Origin of the sequence: Pseudomonas sp. MWU16-30316, from assembly GCF_020515645.1 — a bacterium.
Taxonomy (GTDB): Bacteria; Pseudomonadota; Gammaproteobacteria; order Pseudomonadales; family Pseudomonadaceae; genus Aquipseudomonas; species Aquipseudomonas cerasi.
Genome location: NZ_JAIZAZ010000001.1, coordinates 327014 through 349513, shown reverse-complemented (window position 1 = coordinate 349513; position 22500 = coordinate 327014). Strand labels below are relative to the sequence as shown.

Genomic DNA, 22500 nt, shown 5'->3' with positions numbered 1-22500 from the left:
TCCGTCAGGTAATCGGTGCCGGGTTGAAGAGCGTGATGTCGTTGTGCAGCCGGTAATGCTCGGTCCAGGTCTTCTTCTTGCCGCTGGCCACGTCCAGGTAGAAGTGGAAAAGCTCCCAACCCAGGTCCTCGATGCTCGCGCGTCCGGTCGCAATGCGTCCGGCGTCTATGTCGATCAGGTCAGGCCAGCGCTGGGCCAGTTCGGTGCGGGTCGAGACCTTCACCACCGGCGCCATCGCCAGGCCGTACGGAGTACCGCGGCCGGTGGTGAACACGTGCAGGTTCATACCGGCAGCCAGTTGCAAGGTGCCGCAGACAAAGTCACTGGCCGGTGTCGCGCAAAAGATCAAGCCCTTGCCGCTGACCCGCTCGCCCGGGCCGAGTACGCCGTTGATGGCGCTGCTGCCTGACTTGACGATCGACCCTAGAGACTTCTCGACGATGTTCGACAACCCGCCCTTCTTGTTGCCCGGCGTGGTGTTGGCGCTGCGATCAGCCTCGCCTTTGGCCAGATAGCGGTCGTACCAGTCCATTTCCCGCACCAGCGCCTGTGCGACGTCCTGATCCTGTGCGCGGGAAGTCAGCAAATAGATGGCATCCCGCACTTCGGTCACTTCGGAAAACATCACTGTCGCCCCAGCGCGCAACAGCAGATCCGATGCATAACCCAGCGCCGGGTTGGCGGTAATGCCGGAAAACGCATCACTGCCGCCGCACTGCATGCCCAGAATCAACTCCGACGCCGGAACCGTTTCGCGACGCCGCAGATCCAGCTTTCTCAAACGTGTTTCGGCCAGCTCCATGATCTGTTCGATCATTTCATTGAAGCCATGACTGGAGTCCTGCAAGCGATACAGCCAAGGCTCGCTGAGGTCCACCGAGCTGTCGCCCTCATGCATGACCTGTCCGGCCTGCAACTTCTCGCAGCCCAGGCTGATCACCAGCGCTTCGCCGCCCAGGTTCGGGTTGCGCGCCAGGTTGCGTACTGTACGAATCGGGATGTAGGCATCGGTGGCCGTGATTGCCACGCCGCAACCATAGCTATGGGTCAGCGCCACGACGTCATCGACGTTCGGGTACTTGGGCAACAACTCGTCACGGATGCGCTTGACCGCGTGGTCGAGCACACCGGTCACGCACTGCACGGTAGTGGTGATGCCGAGAATGTTGCGAGTGCCCACTGTGCCGTCGGCGTTGCGATAGCCTTCGAAGGTGTAACCCTCGAGCGGCGCCTGCTTTTCCGGCACGGCATCGGACATCGGCAGGCTGTCGAGCGCAGGCGCGGAAGGCATGCGCAACTGGTCTTCCCTGACCCAACTGCCGCGCGGTATTGGTTGCAATGCATAGCCAATGGTGTGGCCGTAACGAATCACGGCTTCGCCCACGGCCAGGTCAACGGTGCTGACCTTGTGGCTCTGCGGTACGTTATCGACAGTGACCAGGCCGTTGTCGAATTCGGTTCCGGCCGGCACACCCTGGTCGTTGACCACGACCACGACGTTATCCAGCGGATGCAGCCGGATATAGCGTGGCGAATCGGCATGTTGAATCAGGTTCATCACGGTTTCCTCAGGATTTTGCTTCGGAAAGGTCGCTGACCGAGTCGTTCAGCAATGGCCCCTTGGCAGGCGGCTCTTTCAATTCCACACGCTTGATTTCACCCACGATGAAAATGTAACTGATCACCGCCAGCAGCGCGTTGGCGCCCACGAACACCAGCGCCCATTTGAACGAGCCGGTGCTGCTGATGATGTAGCCAATCACGATCGGAGTGGTGATCGATGCAATGTTACCGAAGGTGTTGAACAGGCCGCCGCTCAAACCGGCGATCTGCTTGGGCGACACGTCGGACATCACAGCCCAGCCCAGCGCACCCACGCCCTTGCCGAAGAATGCCAGGGCCATGAAGCCCACGACCACCCATTCGATGTCGACGTAATTGCAGGTCACGATCGAGGTCGACAGCAGCAGGCCACCGATGATCGGCGCCTTGCGGGCGAAGGTCAGCGAATGGCCCTTGCGCAGCAGGTAGTCGGAAATGATGCCGCCCAATACCCCGCCGATGAAGCCGCAGATAGCCGGCAGAGAGGCGATGATGCCAGCCTTGAGGATGGTCATGCCGCGCTCCTGAACCAGGTACACCGGGAACCAGGTCAGGAAGAAGTAGGTGATGCCGTTGATGCAGTATTGGCTGAGGTAGATACCCAGCATCATGCGGTTGGTCAGCAACTGGCGGATGTAATCCCACTTGGGGCCGCTGCTGGCTGTTTTTTGCGCGCCTTTACCCTTGTCCTGATCCAGATCGACCAGCGCGCCATTGCTGGAAATGTGCTCCAGTTCGGCCTCGTTGATCATCGGGTGGTTGCGCGGGCCGTAGATGACCTTCATCCAGATCATGGAGAACACGATACCGAACGCGCCCATCACGACGAACACGTGCTGCCAGCCGTAGGTGTAAACGATCCAGCCCATCAGCGGAGCGAACAGCACGGTGGCGAAGTACTGCGCCGAGTTAAAGATCGCCGAGGCGGTGCCGCGCTCGGCAGTCGGGAACCAGGCGGCGACGATGCGCGCGTTGCCCGGGAAGGACGGCGCTTCGGCCAGACCGACCAGAAAGCGCAGCATGAACAGCGCAACGATTGCCGTGGAGACGCCGAACTCGCCCACATAGCCTTGCAGCAGGGTGAACAGCGACCAGGTGAAAATGCTCATGGCATAGACTTTCTTCGACCCGAAACGGTCGAGCAGCCAGCCACCGGGAATCTGACCGGCCACGTAGGCCCAGCCGAATGCGGAGAAAATATAGCCCAGAGTGACGGCACTGATGCCCAGGTCTTTCTGAATGCTGGAACCAGCGATAGCGATGGTGGCGCGGTCGGCGTAGTTGATCGTAGTGACCAGAAACAGCATCAACAGGATCAAATAGCGGACGTGCGTCGGCTTGGACTTTTGCATGGTAGAGCTCCCACTGATTATTTTTTTACGCGGGTAAATCTGTTTTTTGGGTGTAGCGTTACAGGCCCCTTGGCAGTATCACGGCGACGACATCTGCCACCTGTAAGGGTCATGCAGTGCAATGAAAAAACCGCTGATCGCTCAGCGGCTTTGTCGTGGCAGGTGTTATTGCTTGCCTTGCTTGTCCATCAGAGCGGCGAGCATGTCGCACTCGTCTGGCGTCAGATCGGTCAACGGCGCGCGCACCGGACCTGCGTCGTAACCGGCGATCTTCGCGCCGGCCTTGACGATACTCACGGCATAGCCAGCCTTGCGGTTGCGGATTTCCAGGTAAGGCAGGAAGAAATCGTCGATGTATTTACCGACCGCCTGATGATCGTCGCGGGCGATGGCGTGGTAGAAGTCCATCGCCAGTTTCGGTACGAAGTTGAACACGGCAGACGAGTAGACCGGCACGCCCAGCGCCTTGTAGGCAGCGGCATAGACTTCAGCGGTCGGCAGCCCGCCCAGGTACGAGAAGCGGTCACCAAGACGGCGGCGGATCGAAACCATCAGCTCGATATCACCCAGGCCATCCTTGTAACCGATCAGGTTCGGGCAACGCTCGGCCAGTTGCTCGAGCAGGGTCGGCGTCAGGCGGCAGACATTACGGTTGTAGACCACCACACCGATCTTCACCGATTTGCACACGGCTTCGACGTGCGCGGCAACGCCGTCCTGGCTGGCTTCGGTCAGGTAGTGCGGCAGTAGCAGCAGACCCTTGGCGCCCAGACGCTCGGCTTCCTGCGCGTACTCGATGGCCTGACGAGTCGGCCCGCCTACACCGGCGAGGATTGGCACACTGGTGGCGCAGGTGTCGACGGCAGTCTTGATGATTTCGGAATATTCGCTGGCAGCCAGGGAGAAAAACTCACCTGTGCCGCCCGCAGCGAACAGAGCGCTTGCGCCGTACGGGGCCAGCCACTCGAGACGTTTAATGTAGCCGGCGCGGTGGAAGTCGCCCTGGGCATTGAAATCGGTAACCGGGAAAGACAGCAGACCGGACGAGAGGATGGACTTCAGTTCTTGTGGATTCATTATTCGAACACCCTGGAGGACTTAATTGTTAGAGGATCACCGGGTCAGTGCCGATGTCGTAAGTCATCGTACAACTGATAATAAAATCACTCAACAGGGATTTTCGGGTTTTTTCAGGGGGAGCGGACAGAGCCCGGTTTTGACTTTTGCGCTGCCGCATAGATGTGTGACGCAGAGCGTCTGGCGCGTGAGGAACGATAGGTGTTCCCCCAGCCATCTATCGTACCCAAGCTCCAGCGTGGGTATGCCGTTCCGGACGCTCCGTGTCCTCTTTTAATCCTCAAGCCCGCTGCGATTCAGCCTCTTCATGCGCATGGCGCAGGCGTTCGCGGCTGTTGGTGAGGTGCAGGCGCATGGCCGCGCGGGCCGCATCGGAATCCTGGCGGGCGATGGCGTCGAAGATTTCTTCGTGCTCACGGCTCAGCCGATCCATGTAGTGCTGCTGGTCATCATGCGCCAGACGCGCGGAATTGAGCCGGGTACGCGGGATGATGCTGGTGCCCAAGTGGGTCATGATGTCCGTGAAGTAGCGATTGCCGGTCGACAAGGCAATCTGCAGATGGAACTGAAAGTCCGACGCCACGGCATCGGTGGCGTGTGCCGCACTTTCATTGAGCGCGTCCAGCGCCGAACGCATGGCTGCCAGTTGTTCATCACTGCGCCGCTGGGCTGCAAGGCCTGCCGACTCGACTTCCAGACTGATGCGCAACTCGAGAATCGCCAGTACATCACGCAGGGTGACGATGGTCGCAGGGTCAATCCGGAAGCCACTGGGGCTCGGCGTGTCGAGCACGAAGGTGCCGATGCCGTGACGGGTCTCGACCAGACCGGAGGCCTGCAGACGCGAAATCGCCTCACGCACGACAGTCCTGCTGACGCCCTGCTCTTCCATGATTGCGGATTCGGTGGGCAGTTTGTCGCCGCGCTTGAGCTGACCGCTGCGAATACGCTCGGACAGCTCTGTCACCAGCTCCTGCGCGAGGCTGCGGTGTTTTCTGCGGGCGCGGGGCAGAGCGCTTTGATTTTCCATCCAACATCGATCTCTGGACTGCTAAACATGGGGCTAATCATAGCTCAGCGGTTGTATGATCACACCCTCAAAAGCGCCGTGTCCCCTATAGCATCGACCTCAAAACGTTGCGAATCACGGTTGCTCGATCAATTTGCCGCCCTCGACACGCACATGCCGGTCATGAAAGCGTTTGAGGCTGCTGCGGTGCCCGACGCTGATCAGCGTCAGGCCCGGCAGCCCGTCGATGACTGCGCGGTGCATGGCCGTCTCGTCATCTTCGTCCATGGCCGAGGTGGCTTCATCCACATACAGCCAGTTCGGCGCGACCAGCAGGGCACGAGCGAACGCCACCCGCTGCTGCTCGCCCGGTGAGAGAAAACGCTGCCAGTGATTACTTTCGTCCAGACGCGGTATCAGGTGCTCCAGACGGCACTGCTCCAGTACCTCGGCAAATCGCTGAGCCGGGTAATGTTCCGCGGGTTGTGGATAACTCATCGCCTCACGCAGTGTGCCAATAGGCAGGTAAGGCCTCTGCGGCAGGAACAGCGCCGTACCGGTGGGCAAGCGAATCTGCCCCGCCCCCTCAGGCCAGAGACCGCCCAACGCCCTCAGCAACGAGCTTTTACCACTGCCCGAACGACCGCTGAGCATCACCCGCTCTCCCGCGCCGACCTGCAGACTCGCGTCGCTCAGCAATTGCCGCCCACCGGCGATGCTCAAGCCCAGATTGCGCAGGTCAAGCGTGTCGTTGGCGTGAATTCTTTCGATGGCCGGCTGCCGATCTTCATTGTCACTCATCGCCTGACAGAAGCTCAGCAGACGGTCGCTGGTGGCGCGCCATGACGCCAGCGTGCCATAGGCGCTGATGAACCAACTGAAGTTCTCCTGCACATTGCCGAATGCCGAGTTGATCTGCATCAGATCACCCAGCTCGATCTTGCCGGCGAAATACCGTGGCGCGGCCACAATGAACGGAAAGATCAGCGCAATCTGCGAATAGCCCGAGGTGAAGAACGTCAGCCGCTTCTGGACCTTCATCGACGCCCGGAAGTTATTCCAGATCATCATGAAGCGCGCGCTCAGGCGCTGGTTTTCATTGCGTTCGCCCTCGGACAAGGCAATGCTTTCAGCGTTTTCGCGCACACGCACCAGCGCAAAACGCAGGTCTGCCTCGAATCGCTCCTGCTGGTTGTTCAACGGGATCAGCCGCTTGCCGATCCAGTGGGTCAGCAGGCTGCCCACCAGCGCATAGAGCATGGCCGCCCAGAACATGTAACCGGGAATGGTGACGCCGAACACCTCGATACTGCCCGACACGCCCCAGAGGATCACTGAAAACGACACCAGACTGACCACCGCGCTCATCAAACCCAGGCCCAGGCTGAGCGTGCTGGTGGTGAACTCGTTGAGGTCTTCGGACAGACGCTGGTCAGGGTTATCGGTGTAACCGCCCTGCTCCAGGTGGTAGTAGTTCTTGTCCGCGAGCCAGCGCGCGAAGTGTTTCTCCGTCAGCCAGCGGCGCCAGCGGATGGTCAGCAACTGGGTCAGGTACAAGCGATAGACCGCCGCCAGAATGGCGATCGCGGCGATGCCGCTGAAGTACAGGATCAGGTGGGTGAACGCGGCAAGATCCTTGTTCTGCAGAGCGTTGTAGAAGTCTCGGTACCAGCTGTTGAAGAACACCGAGACCTGCACGCTGAACAGCGACAGCGCAATCACCGAGACCAGCAGCAGCCAGGCAGTGGCCTTTTCCTCACTGCGCCAGTACGGCGTTATCAGCTTCCAGACGCGGGGTAGAAAGGCTCCTTGCACAGTATCGTTGACGGCAGAATATTCAGCATTGCGATTCATGTGGTTCAGGCTCGCTCTCTTCGAAAGTACGATGCCTGAGCACAATGAAGCAAAAAAACGCCTAAACGATCACTATGAAAAAACCTTCATCAACGCCGCACGGGACGCTTCTGCAACTTGCGCTGCAAGGTGCGGCGGTGCATGCCCAGCGCCCGCGCAGTTGCGGAAATATTGCCCTCGTGCTCGGTCAGCACGCGCTGGATATGCTCCCACTGCAAGCGATCCACCGACATCGGATTCTCGGGAACCAGCGTGTCGAGGTTGGCGTGCTCGGATAGCAGGGCCGCCAGTACGTCATCCGCGTCAGCCGGTTTGCACAGGTAGTTGCACGCGCCGCGCTTGATCGCTTCGACCGCCGTGGCGATGCTCGAATAACCGGTGAGAATCACCACGCGCATGTCCGGGTCCATTTCCAGCAGCTTGGGCAGCAGCACCAGACCGGAATCGCCGTCCATCTTCAGGTCCAGCGCGGCATATTCGGGAATGTCCTGTTGCGCCAGGGCCAGACCTTCTTCGGCCGAGCCGGCGGTGCTCACGCGAAAACCACGACGGCTCATGGCCCTCGCCATCACACGGGTGAACGTCGCGTCGTCATCGACCAGCAACAGGTGCGGCAGCTCTTCGCCTTCGACCTGGATGTCATCGTCACTCATGCTTCTTCTCCTCGCGTATCTCGGGGCAGGCGCAGCTCGGTGAGCGTACCGCCTTCTTCATGACTGTAGAGCTTCACCGAGCCACCCGCACGGGTGACGCTGGCCTTGCTCAGGAACAGCCCCAGGCCGAAACCTTTGCCCTTGGTAGTAAAGAACGGCTTGCCGATCTGTTCGGCAATCGCCAGCGGCACACCCGCGCCATGGTCGCGAATGCTGATGCAGACTTCCGCACTGTCCCAGTCCAGATTGACTTCAAGGCCATCGGGGCAGGCATCGGCAGCGTTGTTGAGCAGGTTGAGCAGCGCCTGGGTCAGGTCCGGCGGCGGTGCCAGCATCGGCGCCTCGCCCTTGCCCAACTGATAGAAACGGTAACTCACCTCCGGGCGCATCAGATGCCAGCGGTTGAGGGACTCGTCCAGCCAGCGGGTGGCGGTCTGATATTCGACGGCCATGCGCCGATTGGCTTCGGCGGCACGCACCAGTTGCTGCAGGGTCTGCTTGCACTGTTTGACCTGCTCCTGCAGCACGGACAGATCATCCTGCAACGCTGGGTCGCTGTGATCCTGGCGCATTTCCTTGAGCAGCACGCTCATGGTTGCCAGCGGCGTTCCCAATTCATGGGCGGCCCCTGCAGCCTGGGTCGCGACGGCGAGCAATTGCTGATCACGCAGGCCTTCTTCGCGACGCTCGGCACGCAGTTGCTCCTGGCGGCGCAGCTCTTCGGCCATCTTCGCAGCAAAGAAGGTAATCACCGCAGCGGCCAACGCAAAACTCAGCCACATGCCGTAGATCTGCATGTTTTCCCGGGCAATGGAGTCGGTTTCCAGCGGGTAGGAGCGCACCATCAGCAAGGTGTACATGCTCAGCGCAAAGCCGGACAGAATCAGCGAGTAACGCCATGGCAGCGTGGCGGCGGCAATGGTCAGCGGCACCAGATAATAGGAAACGAACGGGTTCGCCGAGCCGCCCGAGTAATACAGCAGCGCGCTGTGAATCAGCAGGTCCAGCGCCAGTTGCAGCGCATATTCAAGCTCGGTGAGCGGCAGCGAGGTGCGCAGACGAATGACTGTCAGCCCGCAGAGCACCAGCGAACAGCCCAGGGTGATCGACAGCTGCAGCCACGGCAACGGTAGAAAGTCGAACAGCCAGGCCATACCGACCGAGCCGGCCTGCGCGGCCAGCACCAGAATACGGATGAATGTCAGGCGCCACAGGTTTTGCCGTGTGGCTGAAAGCATTTGAACGGGGGCGAGCATGAGCTCTCCTGATGAGTGCTCCAGGCGGATCGCAGCGAGTATAACCAAGCGGGAGACAAAACTGAAAAAGTGCGTCAACGCACCGCACGCCAGAGCACTCGGTCATCGCAGGAACCGGACCAAAGCGCTACAGTCAGAACACTTTGCGCCGCCCGACCATCGTCGGAGGCCGTTTGATAACAAGGAGCTCTCATGTTCAACCTTCGCCCTGCCGCCACCCTCGTCGCGCTGGCTGCGGCTTTGTCCAGCCTGCCCGCCATGGCTGAAGAAGCCCGTTACAACCAGATTTCATTGCGCGCCGAGGTCAATCAGGAGGTGCAGCGCGACCTGATGCTCGTCACGCTGTACACCGAAGCGCAGGACAGCGATCCGGCCAAACTGGCCGCGCAGATCACCGAGACGCTGAACAAGGCGCTGGGGCAGGCGCGCCAGGTCAAGGACGTGAAGATTCGCCAGGGCAGCCGCAACAGCTACCCGGTCTACGACGATAAAGGCCAGAAGATTACCGGCTGGCGTGAACGCGCCGAACTGCGCCTGGAAAGCGCAGACTTTGCTGTGCTGTCCAAGCTGACCGGCGAGCTGCTGACCGACCTGAAAATGGGCGGCATGGACTTCTCGATCTCGCCATCGACGCGCAAGACCAGTGAAGACGCCCTGCTCAAGGACGCCGTGACTGCGTTCAAGGCTCGTGCGCAACTGGTCACCGAGGCGCTGGGCGGTACAGGCTACAAGCTGGTCAACCTGAATCTGAATACCTCGGGCTACCCGCAGCCGTATCTGCGCGCGCCGGTCATGATGATGGCCAAGTCCTCGCGCGAAGACGCAGCTCCGACGCCCGATGTCGAGGCTGGCACCAGCCAGGTCAGCGTCGCCGCGGATGGCGTGATCGAAGTCGCGATACCCTGAGCAGGGTTGATCATTGAGCCCGAGCCCGGAAAAGCGAGCTCCAATCAGCACAACCATCGTTCCCATGCTCGGCGTGGGAACGCAGTTCCGGACGCTCTGCGTCCGATCTTGAGAACGCAGTACCACGCGAGGGATCCATGGGACACACACTTTTCAAACCGCTGCTGTTGACCACCGCGCTGCTGGCCTGCGCACCTTTGGCCCAAGCGGCAAGCACGCTGGTGTATTGCTCGGAAGCAAGCCCGGCCGGTTTCGACCCCAGCCAGTACACCAGCGGCACCGACTTCGATGCCTCGGCCGAAACCGTTTTCAACCGTCTGACCCAGTTCAAGCGTGGCGGTACGGAAGTGGAGCCGGGTCTGGCCACGCGCTGGGACGTTTCGCCGGATGGTCTGACCTACACGTTTCACCTGCGCGACGGCGTGAAATTCCATACCACGGATTATTTCACCCCGACTCGTACGTTCAACGCCGATGACGTGCTGTTCACGTTCAATCGCCTGCTTGATGCCAACCACCCGTTCCGCAAGGCGTATCCGTCCGAGTCGCCCTATTTCACCGATATGGGGCTGAATACGACGATCAAGAGCGTCGAGAAAGTCGACCCGCTGACCGTCAAGTTCACCCTGAACAACATTGATGCCGCCTTTGTGCAGAACCTGGCGATGAGCTTCGCTTCGATCCAGTCTGCCGAGTACGCAGACAAACTGCTCAAGGAAGGCAAGGCCGAGGACTTGAACCAGAAGCCCATCGGCACGGGTCCGTTCGTCTTCAAGCGCTATCAGAAGGATTCACAGATCCGTTACGTCGGCAATACCGAGTACTGGAAGCCGGAGGATGTGAAGATCGACAACCTGATCTTCTCGATCAGCAGCGATGCCGCCGTGCGCCTGCAGAAGCTCAAGGCCAACGAATGCCAGGTCAGCGGCTATCCGCGTCCGCAGGACATCGAGGAGATGAAAAAGGACCCGAAACTCAAGGTCCTCAGTCAGCCGGGCTTCAACCTGGGCTTCCTGGCCTACAACGTTACGCATCCGCCACTGGATCAGCTCAAGGTGCGTCAGGCGCTGGACATGGCCATCGACAAGCCGGCAATCATCAAGGCGGTTTATCAGAGTGCAGGCCAGCTGGCTGAAAATGCCCTGCCGCCGGGTCAGTGGAGCTTCGATCCGACCATCAAGGACGCCCCGCACGACCTGACCAAAGCCAAACAACTGCTCAAGGAAGCAGGTGTGGCACCGGGTACCAAAATCGATCTGTGGGCCATGACCGTCCAGCGCGCGTCGAACCCCAATGCACGCATGTCGGCTCAGATGATTCAGTCCGACTGGGAGAAGATCGGTATCAAGGCCAACATCGTCAGCTATGAATGGGGCGAATACATCAAGCGCGCCAAGGCCGGCGAACATGACGCAATGATCTATGGCTGGACCGGTGACAACGGCGACCCCGACAACTGGCTCGGCGTGCTTTACAGCTGCGCAGCCGTCAAAGGCAGCAACTACGCCAAGTGGTGCGACCCGGCTTACGACAAGCTGGTGCAGAAGGCCAAGCTGACCAGCAACCGCGATGAGCGCATCAAGCTCTATCAGCAGGCTCAGCACATTCTCAAGCAGCAGGTGCCGATCACCCCGATCGCCAACTCCAAGGTGTTTCAGCCAATGCGCCAGGAAGTGCAGGACTTCAAGATCAGCCCCTTCGGCCTGACACCCTTTTATGGTGTCAGCCTGGGAACAGTGAAGTAACAACACAGCGCCAACCGGGTGCATTTTTCTCACCCGGTTGCGCTTATTTGGTGCACGAAACAATTGAAAAAGCGTCGCGCAAACGATCAACTACCAAGAAAGTTACACTTTCGCGACATTCCTGTACGATCGTGCCACTCTTTGTCGCTTCTTTCGCCTCACTGTCTTGCTTTGGGTATGGCCCCTGCATAAGTATCGGACGGATCGGCTCACGAGGTCGTTCCCTCTAATCAAAAATGACAACAACTGAGGCAACCATGCTCAAACACGCGGTCATTCCGTTTCTGGTCGGCGCCAGCTTGCTCGCCAGCGCACCTTTCGCTCACGCTGCATCGAATCTGGTGTTCTGTTCCGAGGGCAGCCCTGCGGGCTTCGATCCAGGTCAATACACCACAGGTACTGACTTCGACGCCTCAGCCGAGACCATTTTCAATCGCTTGAGCCAGTTTGAACGCGGCGGCACCGCCGTGGTGCCAGGTCTGGCAACCAAATGGGACATCTCCGACGATGGCCTGACGTACACCTTCCACCTTCGTGAAGGCGTCAAGTTCCACACCACGCCCTACTTCAAGCCGACCCGTGAATTCAATGCCGATGACGTGCTGTTCACGTTCAATCGCATGATCGACAAGGACATGCCTTACCGCAAAGCGTATCCGACCGAGTTCCCGTACTTCACCGATATGGCGATGGACACCAACATCACCAAAATCGAGAAGATCGACGACCACACCGTCAAGTTCGTTCTGGGCAAGGTCGACGCCGCGTTCATCCAGAACATGGCGATGAGCTTCGCGTCCATCCAGTCCGCAGAATATGCCGCCCAGCTGCTGAAGGAAGGCAAGCCGGAGCTGATCAACCAGCAGCCGATCGGCACTGGCCCGTTCGTGTTCAAGAGCTACCAGAAAGACTCCAACATCCGTTACACCGGCAACAAGGATTACTGGAAGCCTGAGGACGTCAAGGTCGACAACCTGATCTTCGCCATCACCACCGATGCTTCGGTGCGCATGCAGAAGCTCAAGAAAAACGAATGCCAGATCACTGCCTACCCGCGTCCTGCCGACCTCGAACCGCTCAAGGCCGACAAGAACCTGAAGATGCCCGATCAGGCAGGCTTCAACCTGGGGTACATCGCCTACAACGTGATGCCTGAGATCAAGGGCGAAGACCATCCAAATCCCCTGGCTCAGTTGAAAGTGCGTCAGGCGCTGGACATGGCGGTCAACAAGCAGCAGATCATCGACTCGGTTTACCAGGGTGCAGGTCAATTGGCGGTCAACGCCATGCCGCCGACCCAGTGGTCCTATGACACCACCATCAAGGACGCCAAGTATGATCCCGAGAAAGCTCGCGAGCTGCTCAAGGAAGCCGGTATCAAGGAAGGCACCGAAATCACCCTGTGGGCGATGCCGGTTCAGCGTCCTTACAACCCCAACGCCAAACTGATGGCCGAGATGCTCCAGTCCGACTGGAAGAAGATCGGTATCAACGCCAAGATCGTCAGCTATGAATGGGGCGAGTACATCAAGCGCGCCAAGAATGGCGAGAACGGCGCCATGCTGATTGGCTGGAGCGGTGACAATGGTGACCCGGACAACTGGCTCGGCACCCTGTTCGGCTGCGACGCACTGAATGGCAACAACTTTGCCAAATGGTGTGACAAGCCGTTCGACACGCTGATCCATCAGGCCAAGGAAACGTCCGATCAGGCCAAGCGCACCGAGCTGTACAAACAGGCGCAACACCTCCTGAAAGACGCCGTGCCAATGACGCCTATTGCGCACTCGACGGTCTATCAACCCATGCGCACCAGCGTGCAGGACTTCAAGATCAGCCCGTTTGGCTTGAACTCCTTTTACGGTGTGAGCGTGAGCGGCAAATAAAAGTGACAGCTTGCTGCGCCGCTCATCCGGCGCAGCAAACCGCTCTACTTGAATAGCAAGCCCCGAGCGATGGGTTGAAAAAGTGCCGATAACGGCATTCTTCTACTATCACTAAGATATTTCCTACGAGCTTTGCAGCCTTCGAGCCTATATACCGCGGGCCTCTGACGACTTACCGTCGAAGGGCAGCGGCAATGGCAGGAAGCCCGTCGCTTCGTGTCCAGGTGCGCCGGGCATGTCGTGCGAAGTTGCGTGGGGCGACGCCTTTGGGCCAGTTAGACATTCGAGCCTCGGCTCATCCTTCGAGGATAGGGATCATCATGCGTAAAACTCTTGCGATGACGTCGTGCCTGGGACTGTTGGCACTGGCCCCGTTTGCCCAGGCGGCAAGCAATCTGGTGTTTTGCTCCGAAGCGAGTCCGGCTGGCTTCGACGGTGCGCAATACACCTCCTCCACCGATAACGATGCATCCGAGCCGATCTACAATCGACTCACCGAATTCAAGCAAGGCGACACCACCGTGGTTCCAGCGCTGGCGACTTCCTGGGACATCTCGGAAGACGGCCTGGTCTACACGTTTCATCTGCGCGAGGGCGTGAAGTTCCACAGCAACAAAAACTTCAAACCCAGCCGTGACTTCAACGCCGACGATGTGCTGTTCACCTTCAATCGCATGCTCAAGCCCGATCATCCGTTCCGTGTCGCTTACCCGACCGAGTTCCCCTACTTCACCAGCATGGGCCTGAACAAGAAGATCAAGTCCGTCGAGAAGACCGACCCGCTGACCGTCGTGTTCACCCTCAATACGGTCGACGCGGCCTTCATTCAGAACATCGCGATGAACTTCGCCGGCATCCTCTCCGCCGAGTACGCCGAACAGCTGATGGCCAAGGGTGACGTACGCGACATCAACCAGCAGCCTATCGGCACAGGCCCGTTCGTGTTTCAGCGTTATCAGAAGGATTCGCAGATTCGCTACAAGGGCAACAAGGAGTTCTGGGACCCGAGCCGGGTGAAAATCGATCAGTTGATCTTCGCCATCGTGACCGACGCCTCTGCGCGCATGCAAAAGCTCAAGGCCAATGAATGCCAGGTCTCGGTCAACCCGCGCCCGGCGGACCTCGCCAGCCTCAAGGCAGACAAAAGCCTGCAGATCATCGAGAAACCAGGCTTCAATCTCGGCTACATCGCCTACAACGTGCGCCACGAACCGTTGGGCAAGCTGGAAGTGCGTCAGGCGCTGGACATGGCCGTCAACAAGAAGGCGATCATCAACGCGGTTTACCAAGGCGCAGGGCAACTGGCAGTCAACGCCATGCCACCGACCCAGTGGTCCTATGACGACACTATCAAGGACGCCCCCTACGACCCGGAAAAAGCCAGGACCCTGTTGCGTGCCGCAGGCGTCAAGGAAGGCACCGAACTGACCCTGTGGGCCATGCCGGTTCAGCGCCCTTACAACCCTAACGCCAAACTGATGGCCGAAATGCTTCAGGCCGACTGGGCCAAGGTCGGCATCAAGGTCAAGATCGTCAGTTACGAATGGGGTGAATACCTCAAACGCACCAAAAACGGCGAGCACGATATCTCGCTGATCGGCTGGACCGGCGACAACGGTGACCCGGACAACTGGCTGGGCACGCTTTACAGCTGCGCCGCGATTGGCGGCAACAACTACTCGATGTGGTGCGACGAAAAATACGACCAACTGGTCAAGGCCGCGGTTGCGACCACTGACCGCGCGAAGCGTACCGACCTGTACCAACAGGCGCAGCGCTACCTCAAGGAGCAGGTGCCGATCACACCGGTTGCCCACTCGACCGTCAATCAGCCATTGCGCGCCGAGGTCAGGGACTTCCACGTCAGCCCGTTCGGTCGCAACAATTTTTCAGGCGTCAGCATCGTCGATTGATCGAAAACTCCGCACGCCCTCGCCGTCTTGTGTCACGGCGAGAGCGGGCACTTGCGCGTCGATACCTATAACAACGCAGGACCCAAAGTCCTGCACCACCAAAAGCCAGGCTTAAAGAACTGGCATATAAAAAAGTGATAAAGGGAGCTGCACATCGTGAAAACAACTAGCACTGCATTATTGGCATTGTCTCTCTCGTCGTTTGGCGCACTGGTTCAGGCTGAACCGGCAAGCCAGACGTTCGTACCGACCGAGCTGAGTTCAAAGAATGCACAGGCCGACGCCAACGGCTTTATCGAAGACCAACACCTGACCGGCACGACCCGTAACTGGTACGCCAATGAACTCAAGCGTCGCGGCGAAGTGTTCCGCTACAACGACAACGGCGTTGCCGAGCAGACCTCGCGTCGCATCAACTGGCAGCAGGGCACGATCGTCAACTACACCTCCGGCTATACGCAGGGCGTTGTAGGTTTCTCCACCGAACTGGCGCTGTACAACGCCATTGCGCTGGACCGTGACACCGACGACTTTGCCGGCAACTCCAACCGTACCCTGGCACACAGTGACGGTGATGCAGTGGGTCAGTGGAGCAAGATGGGCCTGGGCAACGTGAAGGCGCGGGTTTCCAACACCGTCCTGACCATGGGTCGCCAATCGGTGAACACCCCGGTCATCGCCTTCATCGGCAACCGCGCACTGCCGTCCAGTTTCCAGGGTTTTGCAGTCCAGAGCGACGAATTCAACAACCTGTCCCTGCAGGGCGGCAGCTTCGACCGCGTATCGCCACGTATGGAACAGAGCCTGGACAAGTTCCGCTCCGAGTACGGTGATCGCAGCAAGACGGCCGACCGTCTGGACATGTTTGGTGGTGACTACAAGCCGACCGACAGCCTGACCGCCAGCTTCTATGCGTCCAACCTCGAAGACTTCTGGCACCAGTACTACTTCGGCTTCACCCACGAACTGGGTGACAGCAAGGTGTTCGCCCTCAGCACCAACCTGAACTACTACAAGACCAAGGATGCAGGTCAGAGCAAGCTGGGCGCGATCGACAACGATACCTACAGCCTGTCCTTCACCGGTACACATAACGCGCACAGCATCAGCGTTGCGTACCAGGAAGTTAACGGTAACGAGTATTTCGACTACGCCCACGACACCAACGCGATTTTCCTGGCCAACTCCCTGCTCTCGGACTTCAACGGCCCGAACGAGAAGTCCCTGCAGGTCGCTTACGTACTGAACATGGCCGAATATGGCGTGCCGGGCCTGAAATTCAACATCTACCAGGCACGTGGCTGGGACATCGACGGTACGCACTACAAGGGCACCGGCTACACCGACGTACTGGCAATGGACGGCGAGACTCACTACGAATACGGCATTGGTTCGTCGTACTCCGTGCAGTCCGGCCCGCTCAAGGCCACTGCCATCCGCGCCACCTACACCACGCACCGCGCCAGCGAGAATCAGGCTGATGGCAACATCAACGAATTCCGTCTGGTGACCACCGTTCCGTTCAACATTCTTTGATTCGCTGAAAACCGTTGGGGCGCAAGGCAATGGCCTTGCGTCCCATCATCACCATCGGCGTCAACTCTATGGAGGGTTCACAATGAAACTGTTATCGCTACGAAACTCGATCGCCCTGGCCCTGCTCAGCGTCGCCGTCAGTGTTTCGGCAAAACCCCTGGTGGTCTGCACCGAAGCCAGCCCCGAAGGCTTCGACATGGTGCAATACACAACAGCAGTGACGGCCGATGCCGTGGCTGAAACCGTGTTCAACCGCCTCGCGGATTTCAAACCCGGTACCACGGAAGTGATTCCTGCGCTGGCTGACTCCTGGGAGATCAGCGACGACGGCCTGACGTACACCTTCCACCTGCGTAAAGGCGTCAAGTTCCACACCACCGATTACTTCAAACCGACCCGCGACATGAACGCCGACGATGTGCTCTGGAGTTTTCAGCGTCAGCTGGACCCGAAGCACCCGTGGCATGACAAGTCGAGCGTCGGCTTCCCCTACTTTGAAAGCATGGGCTTCAAAGAGCTGCTGAAAAGCGTCGAGAAAACTGACGACTACACCGTCAAGTTCACCCTGACCCGCCGCGAAGCACCATTCCTGGCCGACCTCGCGATGGCCTTCGCGTCGATCTATCCGGCTGAATACGCTGACCAACTGTTGAAAGCCAACAAGACCGGCGACCTCAACAGCAAGCCGATCGGCACCGGCCCGTTCATCTTCCAGCGCTATGCCAAGGATGCGCAGGTACGCTTCAAGGCAAACCCGGACTACTTCCGCGGCAAGCCGCCTGCCGATGCCTTGATTCTGGCAATCGCCACCGACAACAACGTGCGCCTGCAGAAGCTCAAGGCCAACGAATGTCAGATCGCGCTGTATCCGAAGCCGGACGACGTACCGAGCATCAAGAAAGACCCGAATCTGAAAATCGATGAGCTGGAGGCAATGACCACCGGCTACATCGCTATCAACACCACGCACAAGTACCTGAGCGACGTGCGCGTCCGCAAAGCCATTGACATGACGTTCGACAAGAACGCTTATGTCAACGCGGTGTTCGGCAAGGGCAACGCGCTGGTAGCGGTCAACCCGTATCCGCCGACCCTGCTGGGTTATAACAAAGACCTGAAAAACCCACCGATTGACCTCGACAAGGCACGCGCCTTGCTGAAGGAAGCTGGCGTTCCGGAAGGCACCACGTTTACCCTGTTCACCCGCAACGGCGGCGGACCAACCAACCCCAACCCGATGCTCGGCGCGCAAATGATGCAATCCGACCTGGCGAAGATCGGCATCAAGATCGACATCCGCGTCATGGAATGGGGTGAAATGCTCAAACGTGCCAAGAATGGCGAACATGACATGGTGTCTGCTGGCTGGGCAGGCGACAATGGCGACCCTGATAACTTCCTGACTCCGATGCTGAGCTGTGAAGCGGCGAAAAACGGCGAGAACTACGCCCGCTGGTGCAACGCCGATTTCCAGAAGCTGATCGATAAGGCGCGTGAAACAGTGAACCCCGAGGAGCGCGCTGGGCTCTATGAACAGGCCCAGGCCATATTCAACAAGGATCAGCCATGGATCAGCATGGCTCACACCAGAATGTTCACCGCCATGCGTAAAAATGTGGAGGGCTACCAAATCAGCCCGCTCACAACCAACAACTTCGCCACTACCCAGGTGAAGTAGAAAAACAATCCGGCGAGCTCATAACCCGAGACTCGCCGGAGCATGCCTAACCGGCTGATGAGGTACACACCAAGATGTTTAGTTTTATCGCCCGCCGAGTGGGGTTGCTGATACCCACTTTCTTCGGCATCACCTTATTGACCTTCGCCCTGATTCGTCTGATTCCGGGCGACCCGGTCGAAGTCATGATGGGTGAGCGCCGTGTCGATCCGGAAATGCACGCTCAGGCCATGGAACGTCTGGGTCTGAACAAACCCCTCTACGCCCAGTACATCGATTACATCGGCAAGCTCGCCCAGGGCGACCTTGGTGAATCGTTGCGTACACGCACCAGTGTCTGGTCCGAATTCACTTCGCTGTTCCCGGCCACCCTGGAGTTGTCGCTGGCGGCGCTGATTTTCGCGGGTATTCTCGGCCTGCTGGCCGGGGTGATCGCCGCACTCAAACGAGGGTCCCTGTTCGACCATGGGGTCATGGGGATTTCCCTCGCCGGCTATTCCATGCCGATCTTCTGGTGGGGCCTGATCCTCATCATGTTCTTCTCGGTAACACTGGGATGGACCCCTGTTTCCGGGCGGATCGACCTGCTGTACGACATTCCGCCGGTCACCGGCTTCATGCTGATCGACACGCTGCTGAGTGACGAACAGGGTGCGTTTCTCGATGCCCTGCACCACATGATTCTGCCGGCCATCGTGCTGGGTACCATCCCGCTGGCGGTGATCGCCCGGATGACCCGCTCGTCGATGCTCGAAGTATTGCGGGAAGACTACGTGCGAACCGCCCGCGCCAAAGGCCTGTCGCCTGCCCGTGTGGTATTCGTTCACGGCCTGCGCAACGCGCTGATTCCGGTACTGACCGTGTTCGGCCTGCAAATCGGTACGTTGTTGGCCGGTGCGGTACTCACCGAAACGATCTTCTCCTGGCCGGGTATCGGCAAGTGGTTGATCGAAGCCATTGGCGCCCGGGACTACCCGGTCGTGCAAAACGGCATTCTGCTGATCGCCTGTCTGGTGATCCTGGTCAATTTCGTGGTGGATATCCTCTACGGCTTTGCCAACCCACGCATTCGTCACCAGCGCTGAGATCATCGATATGAGCACCCCTACTCCTGCGGTAGCAGTCGATCAAAGCCTGCTTTACCCATCCCCGTACAAAGAATTCTGGCAAGCCTTCTCGAAAAACAAAGGCGCGGTTGCCGGCCTGCTGTTCATGACCCTGATCGTGTTCTGCGCCCTGTTCGCGCCCTGGGTTGCCCCCCATGACCCGAGCGAGCAATACCGCGACTTCCTGCTCACGCCGCCGGTATGGCTTGAAGGCGGTCAATGGCAATTCATCCTCGGCACCGACGAACTGGGCCGCGACCTGCTGTCACGCCTGATCCAGGGTTCGCGCCTGTCGCTGCTGATCGGTCTGGCATCGGTGGTCATGTCGCTGATCCCAGGCATTCTGCTGGGCCTGCTGGCGGGCTTTTTCCCGCGCATTCTGGGCCCTTCGGTGATGCGCCTGATGGACATCATGCTGGCCTTGCCCTCGCTGCTGCTGGCTGTGGCCATCGTGGCGATCCTCGGCCCTGGCCTGATCAACACCGTGATCGCCATCGCCATCGTGTCGCTGCCTTCCTATGTTCGTCTCACCCGCGCTGCGGTGATGGGCGAACTGAACCGCGACTACGTGACGGCCGCCCGTCTGGCCGGCGCCACCCTGCCGCGCCTGATGTTCATCACTGTGCTGCCCAACTGCATGGCACCGCTGATCGTTCAGGCCACCCTGAGCTTCTCGTCGGCGATTCTCGATGCCGCAGCGCTGGGCTTCCTGGGTCTGGGCGTACAGCCACCGACGCCTGAGTGGGGCACCATGCTCGCCTCGGCGCGCGACTACATCGAACGTGCCTGGTGGGTCGTGAGCCTGCCCGGTCTGACCATTTTGCTCAGCGTGCTGGCAATCAACCTGATGGGCGACGGTCTGCGCGATGCGCTGGACCCGAAACTCAAGAACGCCGCCTGAGGAGATTCGCATGTCACTTCTTGAAATCAAGAATCTCAACGTCCGCTTCGGCGACGCCAAGGCCGTACCTGTTGTGGACGGCCTGTCCCTGAGCGTCGAAAAGGGTGAAGTACTGGCCATCGTCGGCGAATCGGGTTCCGGTAAATCGGTGACCATGATGGCGCTGATGGGGCTGATCGACTCCCCCGGCATCATCACCGCCGACGCGCTCAATTTCGACGGCAACGACCTGCTCAAGCTCAACGCACGGCAGCGTCGACGCATTATCGGCAAAGACCTGGCGATGGTCTTTCAGGACCCGATGACCGCTCTGAACCCCAGTTACACCGTGGGCTTCCAGATCGAGGAAGTGCTGCGCCAGCACCTGAACATGTCGGGCAAGGCTGCACGCCAGCGTGCACTGGAACTGCTGGAAAAGGTCGAGATCCCTGGCGCCGCCGCGCGCCTGAATGCCTACCCGCACCAATTGTCCGGCGGCATGAGCCAGCGTGTGGCGATTGCCATGGCGATTGCCGGCGAACCGAAACTGCTGATCGCCGACGAACCGACCACCGCGCTGGACGTGACCATTCAGGCGCAGATCATGGAGCTGCTGCTGAGCCTGCAGAAAGAGCAGGACATGGCACTGGTGCTGATTACTCACGACCTGGCTGTCGTGGCCGAAACCGCCCAGCGTGTCTGCGTGATGTACGCCGGTCAGGCCGTCGAAGTCGGTCAGGTGCCGGGGCTGTTCGATGTCCCTGCCCACCCGTACAGCGAAGCCTTGCTGGCCGCCATTCCCGAGCACAGCATGGGCGCCGAGCGCCTCGCCACGCTGCCGGGCATGGTCCCGGGCCGCTATGACCGTCCACAGGGTTGCCTGCTGTCACCGCGCTGCCCGTACGTGCGCGACAACTGCCGAACCGAACGCCCTGCCCTTGATCCCAAGGCGCACAGTCTGGCGCGCTGCTTCTATCCCTTGAATCAGGAGGTGGCGTAATGAGCGTCGTACTTACCGCCCGCGACCTTACCCGTCACTACGAAGTCTCCCGCGGCCTGTTCAAGGGCACAGCGCTGGTGCGTGCGCTTAACGGCGTGTCCTTCGAACTGGAAGCCGGCAAGACCCTGGCTGTGGTCGGCGAGTCCGGCTGTGGCAAATCGACACTGGCGCGCGCGCTGACGCTGATCGAAGAGCCTTCATCCGGCTCGCTGAAAATCGCCGGTCAGGAAGTTGCCGGGGCCAGCAAGGCCGAGCGCAAGCAGTTGCGCAAGGACGTGCAGATGGTCTTCCAGAGCCCTTATGCCTCGCTCAACCCGAGGCAGAAAGTCGGGGATCAGCTCGGCGAGCCGCTGCTGATCAACACCAGCCTGTCGGCCGCCGAACGCCGCGAGAAAGTCCAGGCGATGATGGCCCAGGTCGGTTTGCGCCCTGAGCACTATCAGCGCTACCCGCACATGTTCTCCGGCGGTCAGCGTCAGCGTATCGCGCTGGCTCGGGCGATGATGCTGCAGCCCAAGGTGCTGGTAGCGGACGAGCCGACTTCAGCGCTGGACGTGTCGATTCAGGCGCAGGTACTGAACCTGTTCATGGACCTGCAGCAGGAATTCAACACCGCCTACGTGTTCATCTCCCACAACCTGTCGGTGGTGCGTCATGTCGCCGATACGGTATTGGTGATGTACCTGGGCCGGCCTGCGGAAATGGGTCCCAAGGAAGAGATCTACAACCGTCCGCTGCACCCGTACACCCAGGCGCTGCTGTCGGCGACTCCGACCATCCATCCGGACCCGCTCAAGCCGAAGATCAAGATCGTCGGCGAGCTGCCCAACCCGCTCAACCCGCCAAGCGGCTGCGCCTTCCACAAGCGCTGCCCCTATGCGACCGAGCGTTGCGCAGCCGAAGTGCCAGAGCTGCGCCTGGTGGATAACCGCCAGGTGGCTTGCCACTATGCCGAGCAATTTGTAGCGGCGTAGCTAAAAGCCAAAAGACTATCGTGCCCACGCTCCAGCGCTCAGCGTTATACACAAGTACGCTTTTGATTCTGGC

The 22500-nt window shown here is 59.6% G+C and carries 17 protein-coding genes; 10 read left to right on the top strand and 7 right to left on the bottom strand.

Annotated elements, in window-relative coordinates; genetic code table 11:
* Positions 1-4: 4 nt before the first annotated feature.
* From garD to LCH65_RS01665, 7 genes are all read right to left on the bottom strand, one after another.
* Positions 5-1558 carry a galactarate dehydratase gene (gene garD / locus LCH65_RS01695; protein WP_003431601.1) on the bottom strand — a complete coding sequence of 518 codons (1554 nt, stop codon included), beginning with the start codon at positions 1556-1558 and terminating at the stop codon, positions 5-7.
* A 10-nt stretch (positions 1559-1568) separates the two neighbouring features.
* A complete protein-coding gene (locus tag LCH65_RS01690) occupies positions 1569-2954 on the bottom strand; it encodes an MFS transporter (protein ID WP_003431603.1) in 1386 nt (461 codons plus the stop codon).
* Between the two features lie 165 nt (positions 2955-3119).
* On the bottom strand, positions 3120-4031 hold the full coding sequence (gene kdgD / locus LCH65_RS01685) for a 5-dehydro-4-deoxyglucarate dehydratase (protein ID WP_044309446.1): 912 nt from the start codon (positions 4029-4031) through the stop codon (positions 3120-3122).
* Between the two features lie 280 nt (positions 4032-4311).
* Positions 4312-5061 carry a FadR/GntR family transcriptional regulator gene (locus LCH65_RS01680; protein WP_003313750.1) on the bottom strand — a complete coding sequence of 250 codons (750 nt, stop codon included), beginning with the start codon at positions 5059-5061 and terminating at the stop codon, positions 4312-4314.
* Positions 5062-5175: 114 nt separating this feature from the next.
* Positions 5176-6894, bottom strand: coding sequence for an ABC transporter ATP-binding protein/permease (locus LCH65_RS01675; protein ID WP_226439079.1), 1719 nt, complete (start codon positions 6892-6894; stop codon positions 5176-5178).
* A gap of 89 nt (positions 6895-6983) precedes the next feature.
* Positions 6984-7547, bottom strand: a complete 564-nt coding sequence (locus tag LCH65_RS01670; RefSeq protein WP_003395104.1) for a response regulator transcription factor — start codon at positions 7545-7547, stop codon at positions 6984-6986.
* Positions 7544-8803 (bottom strand): ATP-binding protein, encoded by a 1260-nt coding sequence (locus LCH65_RS01665; RefSeq protein ID WP_003431607.1) that lies wholly within the window; start codon positions 8801-8803, stop codon positions 7544-7546. The genes LCH65_RS01670 and LCH65_RS01665 overlap by 4 nt, the downstream gene beginning before the upstream one ends.
* Positions 8804-8995: 192 nt before the next feature.
* Here LCH65_RS01665 and LCH65_RS01660 point away from each other — a divergent pair, with 192 nt between their 5' ends.
* The 10 genes from LCH65_RS01660 to LCH65_RS01615 all read left to right on the top strand — a co-directional run bounded on the left by LCH65_RS01660 (position 8996) and on the right by LCH65_RS01615 (position 22427).
* Positions 8996-9709, top strand: a complete 714-nt coding sequence (locus LCH65_RS01660) for an SIMPL domain-containing protein (protein WP_003419020.1) — start codon at positions 8996-8998, stop codon at positions 9707-9709.
* 137 nt (positions 9710-9846) lie between these two features.
* Positions 9847-11454 carry an ABC transporter substrate-binding protein gene (locus LCH65_RS01655; RefSeq protein ID WP_003431608.1) on the top strand — a complete coding sequence of 536 codons (1608 nt, stop codon included), beginning with the start codon at positions 9847-9849 and terminating at the stop codon, positions 11452-11454.
* Between the two features lie 257 nt (positions 11455-11711).
* Entirely contained in the window at positions 11712-13340 is a 1629-nt protein-coding gene (locus LCH65_RS01650; protein WP_003431609.1) for an ABC transporter substrate-binding protein, read from the top strand.
* A gap of 320 nt (positions 13341-13660) precedes the next feature.
* Positions 13661-15253, top strand: coding sequence for an ABC transporter substrate-binding protein (locus LCH65_RS01645; RefSeq protein ID WP_054081997.1), 1593 nt, complete (start codon positions 13661-13663; stop codon positions 15251-15253).
* 156 nt (positions 15254-15409) lie between these two features.
* Complete coding sequence (locus LCH65_RS01640) at positions 15410-16789, top strand: OprD family outer membrane porin (protein WP_003368668.1); 1380 nt, start codon at positions 15410-15412, stop codon at positions 16787-16789.
* Between the two features lie 82 nt (positions 16790-16871).
* Positions 16872-18467, top strand: coding sequence for an ABC transporter substrate-binding protein (locus LCH65_RS01635; protein ID WP_003431611.1), 1596 nt, complete (start codon positions 16872-16874; stop codon positions 18465-18467).
* Between the two features lie 74 nt (positions 18468-18541).
* Positions 18542-19552 (top strand): ABC transporter permease subunit, encoded by a 1011-nt coding sequence (locus LCH65_RS01630; RefSeq protein WP_003313766.1) that lies wholly within the window; start codon positions 18542-18544, stop codon positions 19550-19552.
* 10 nt (positions 19553-19562) lie between these two features.
* Positions 19563-20474 (top strand): ABC transporter permease subunit, encoded by a 912-nt coding sequence (locus tag LCH65_RS01625; protein ID WP_003431612.1) that lies wholly within the window; start codon positions 19563-19565, stop codon positions 20472-20474.
* Positions 20475-20484: 10 nt separating this feature from the next.
* Positions 20485-21453, top strand: a complete 969-nt coding sequence (locus LCH65_RS01620; RefSeq protein ID WP_003431613.1) for an ABC transporter ATP-binding protein — start codon at positions 20485-20487, stop codon at positions 21451-21453.
* Entirely contained in the window at positions 21453-22427 is a 975-nt protein-coding gene (locus LCH65_RS01615) for a peptide ABC transporter ATP-binding protein (protein WP_003313770.1), read from the top strand. Before LCH65_RS01620 ends, LCH65_RS01615 begins: the two co-directional genes overlap by 1 nt.
* The last annotated feature ends 73 nt before the right edge of the window (positions 22428-22500 follow it).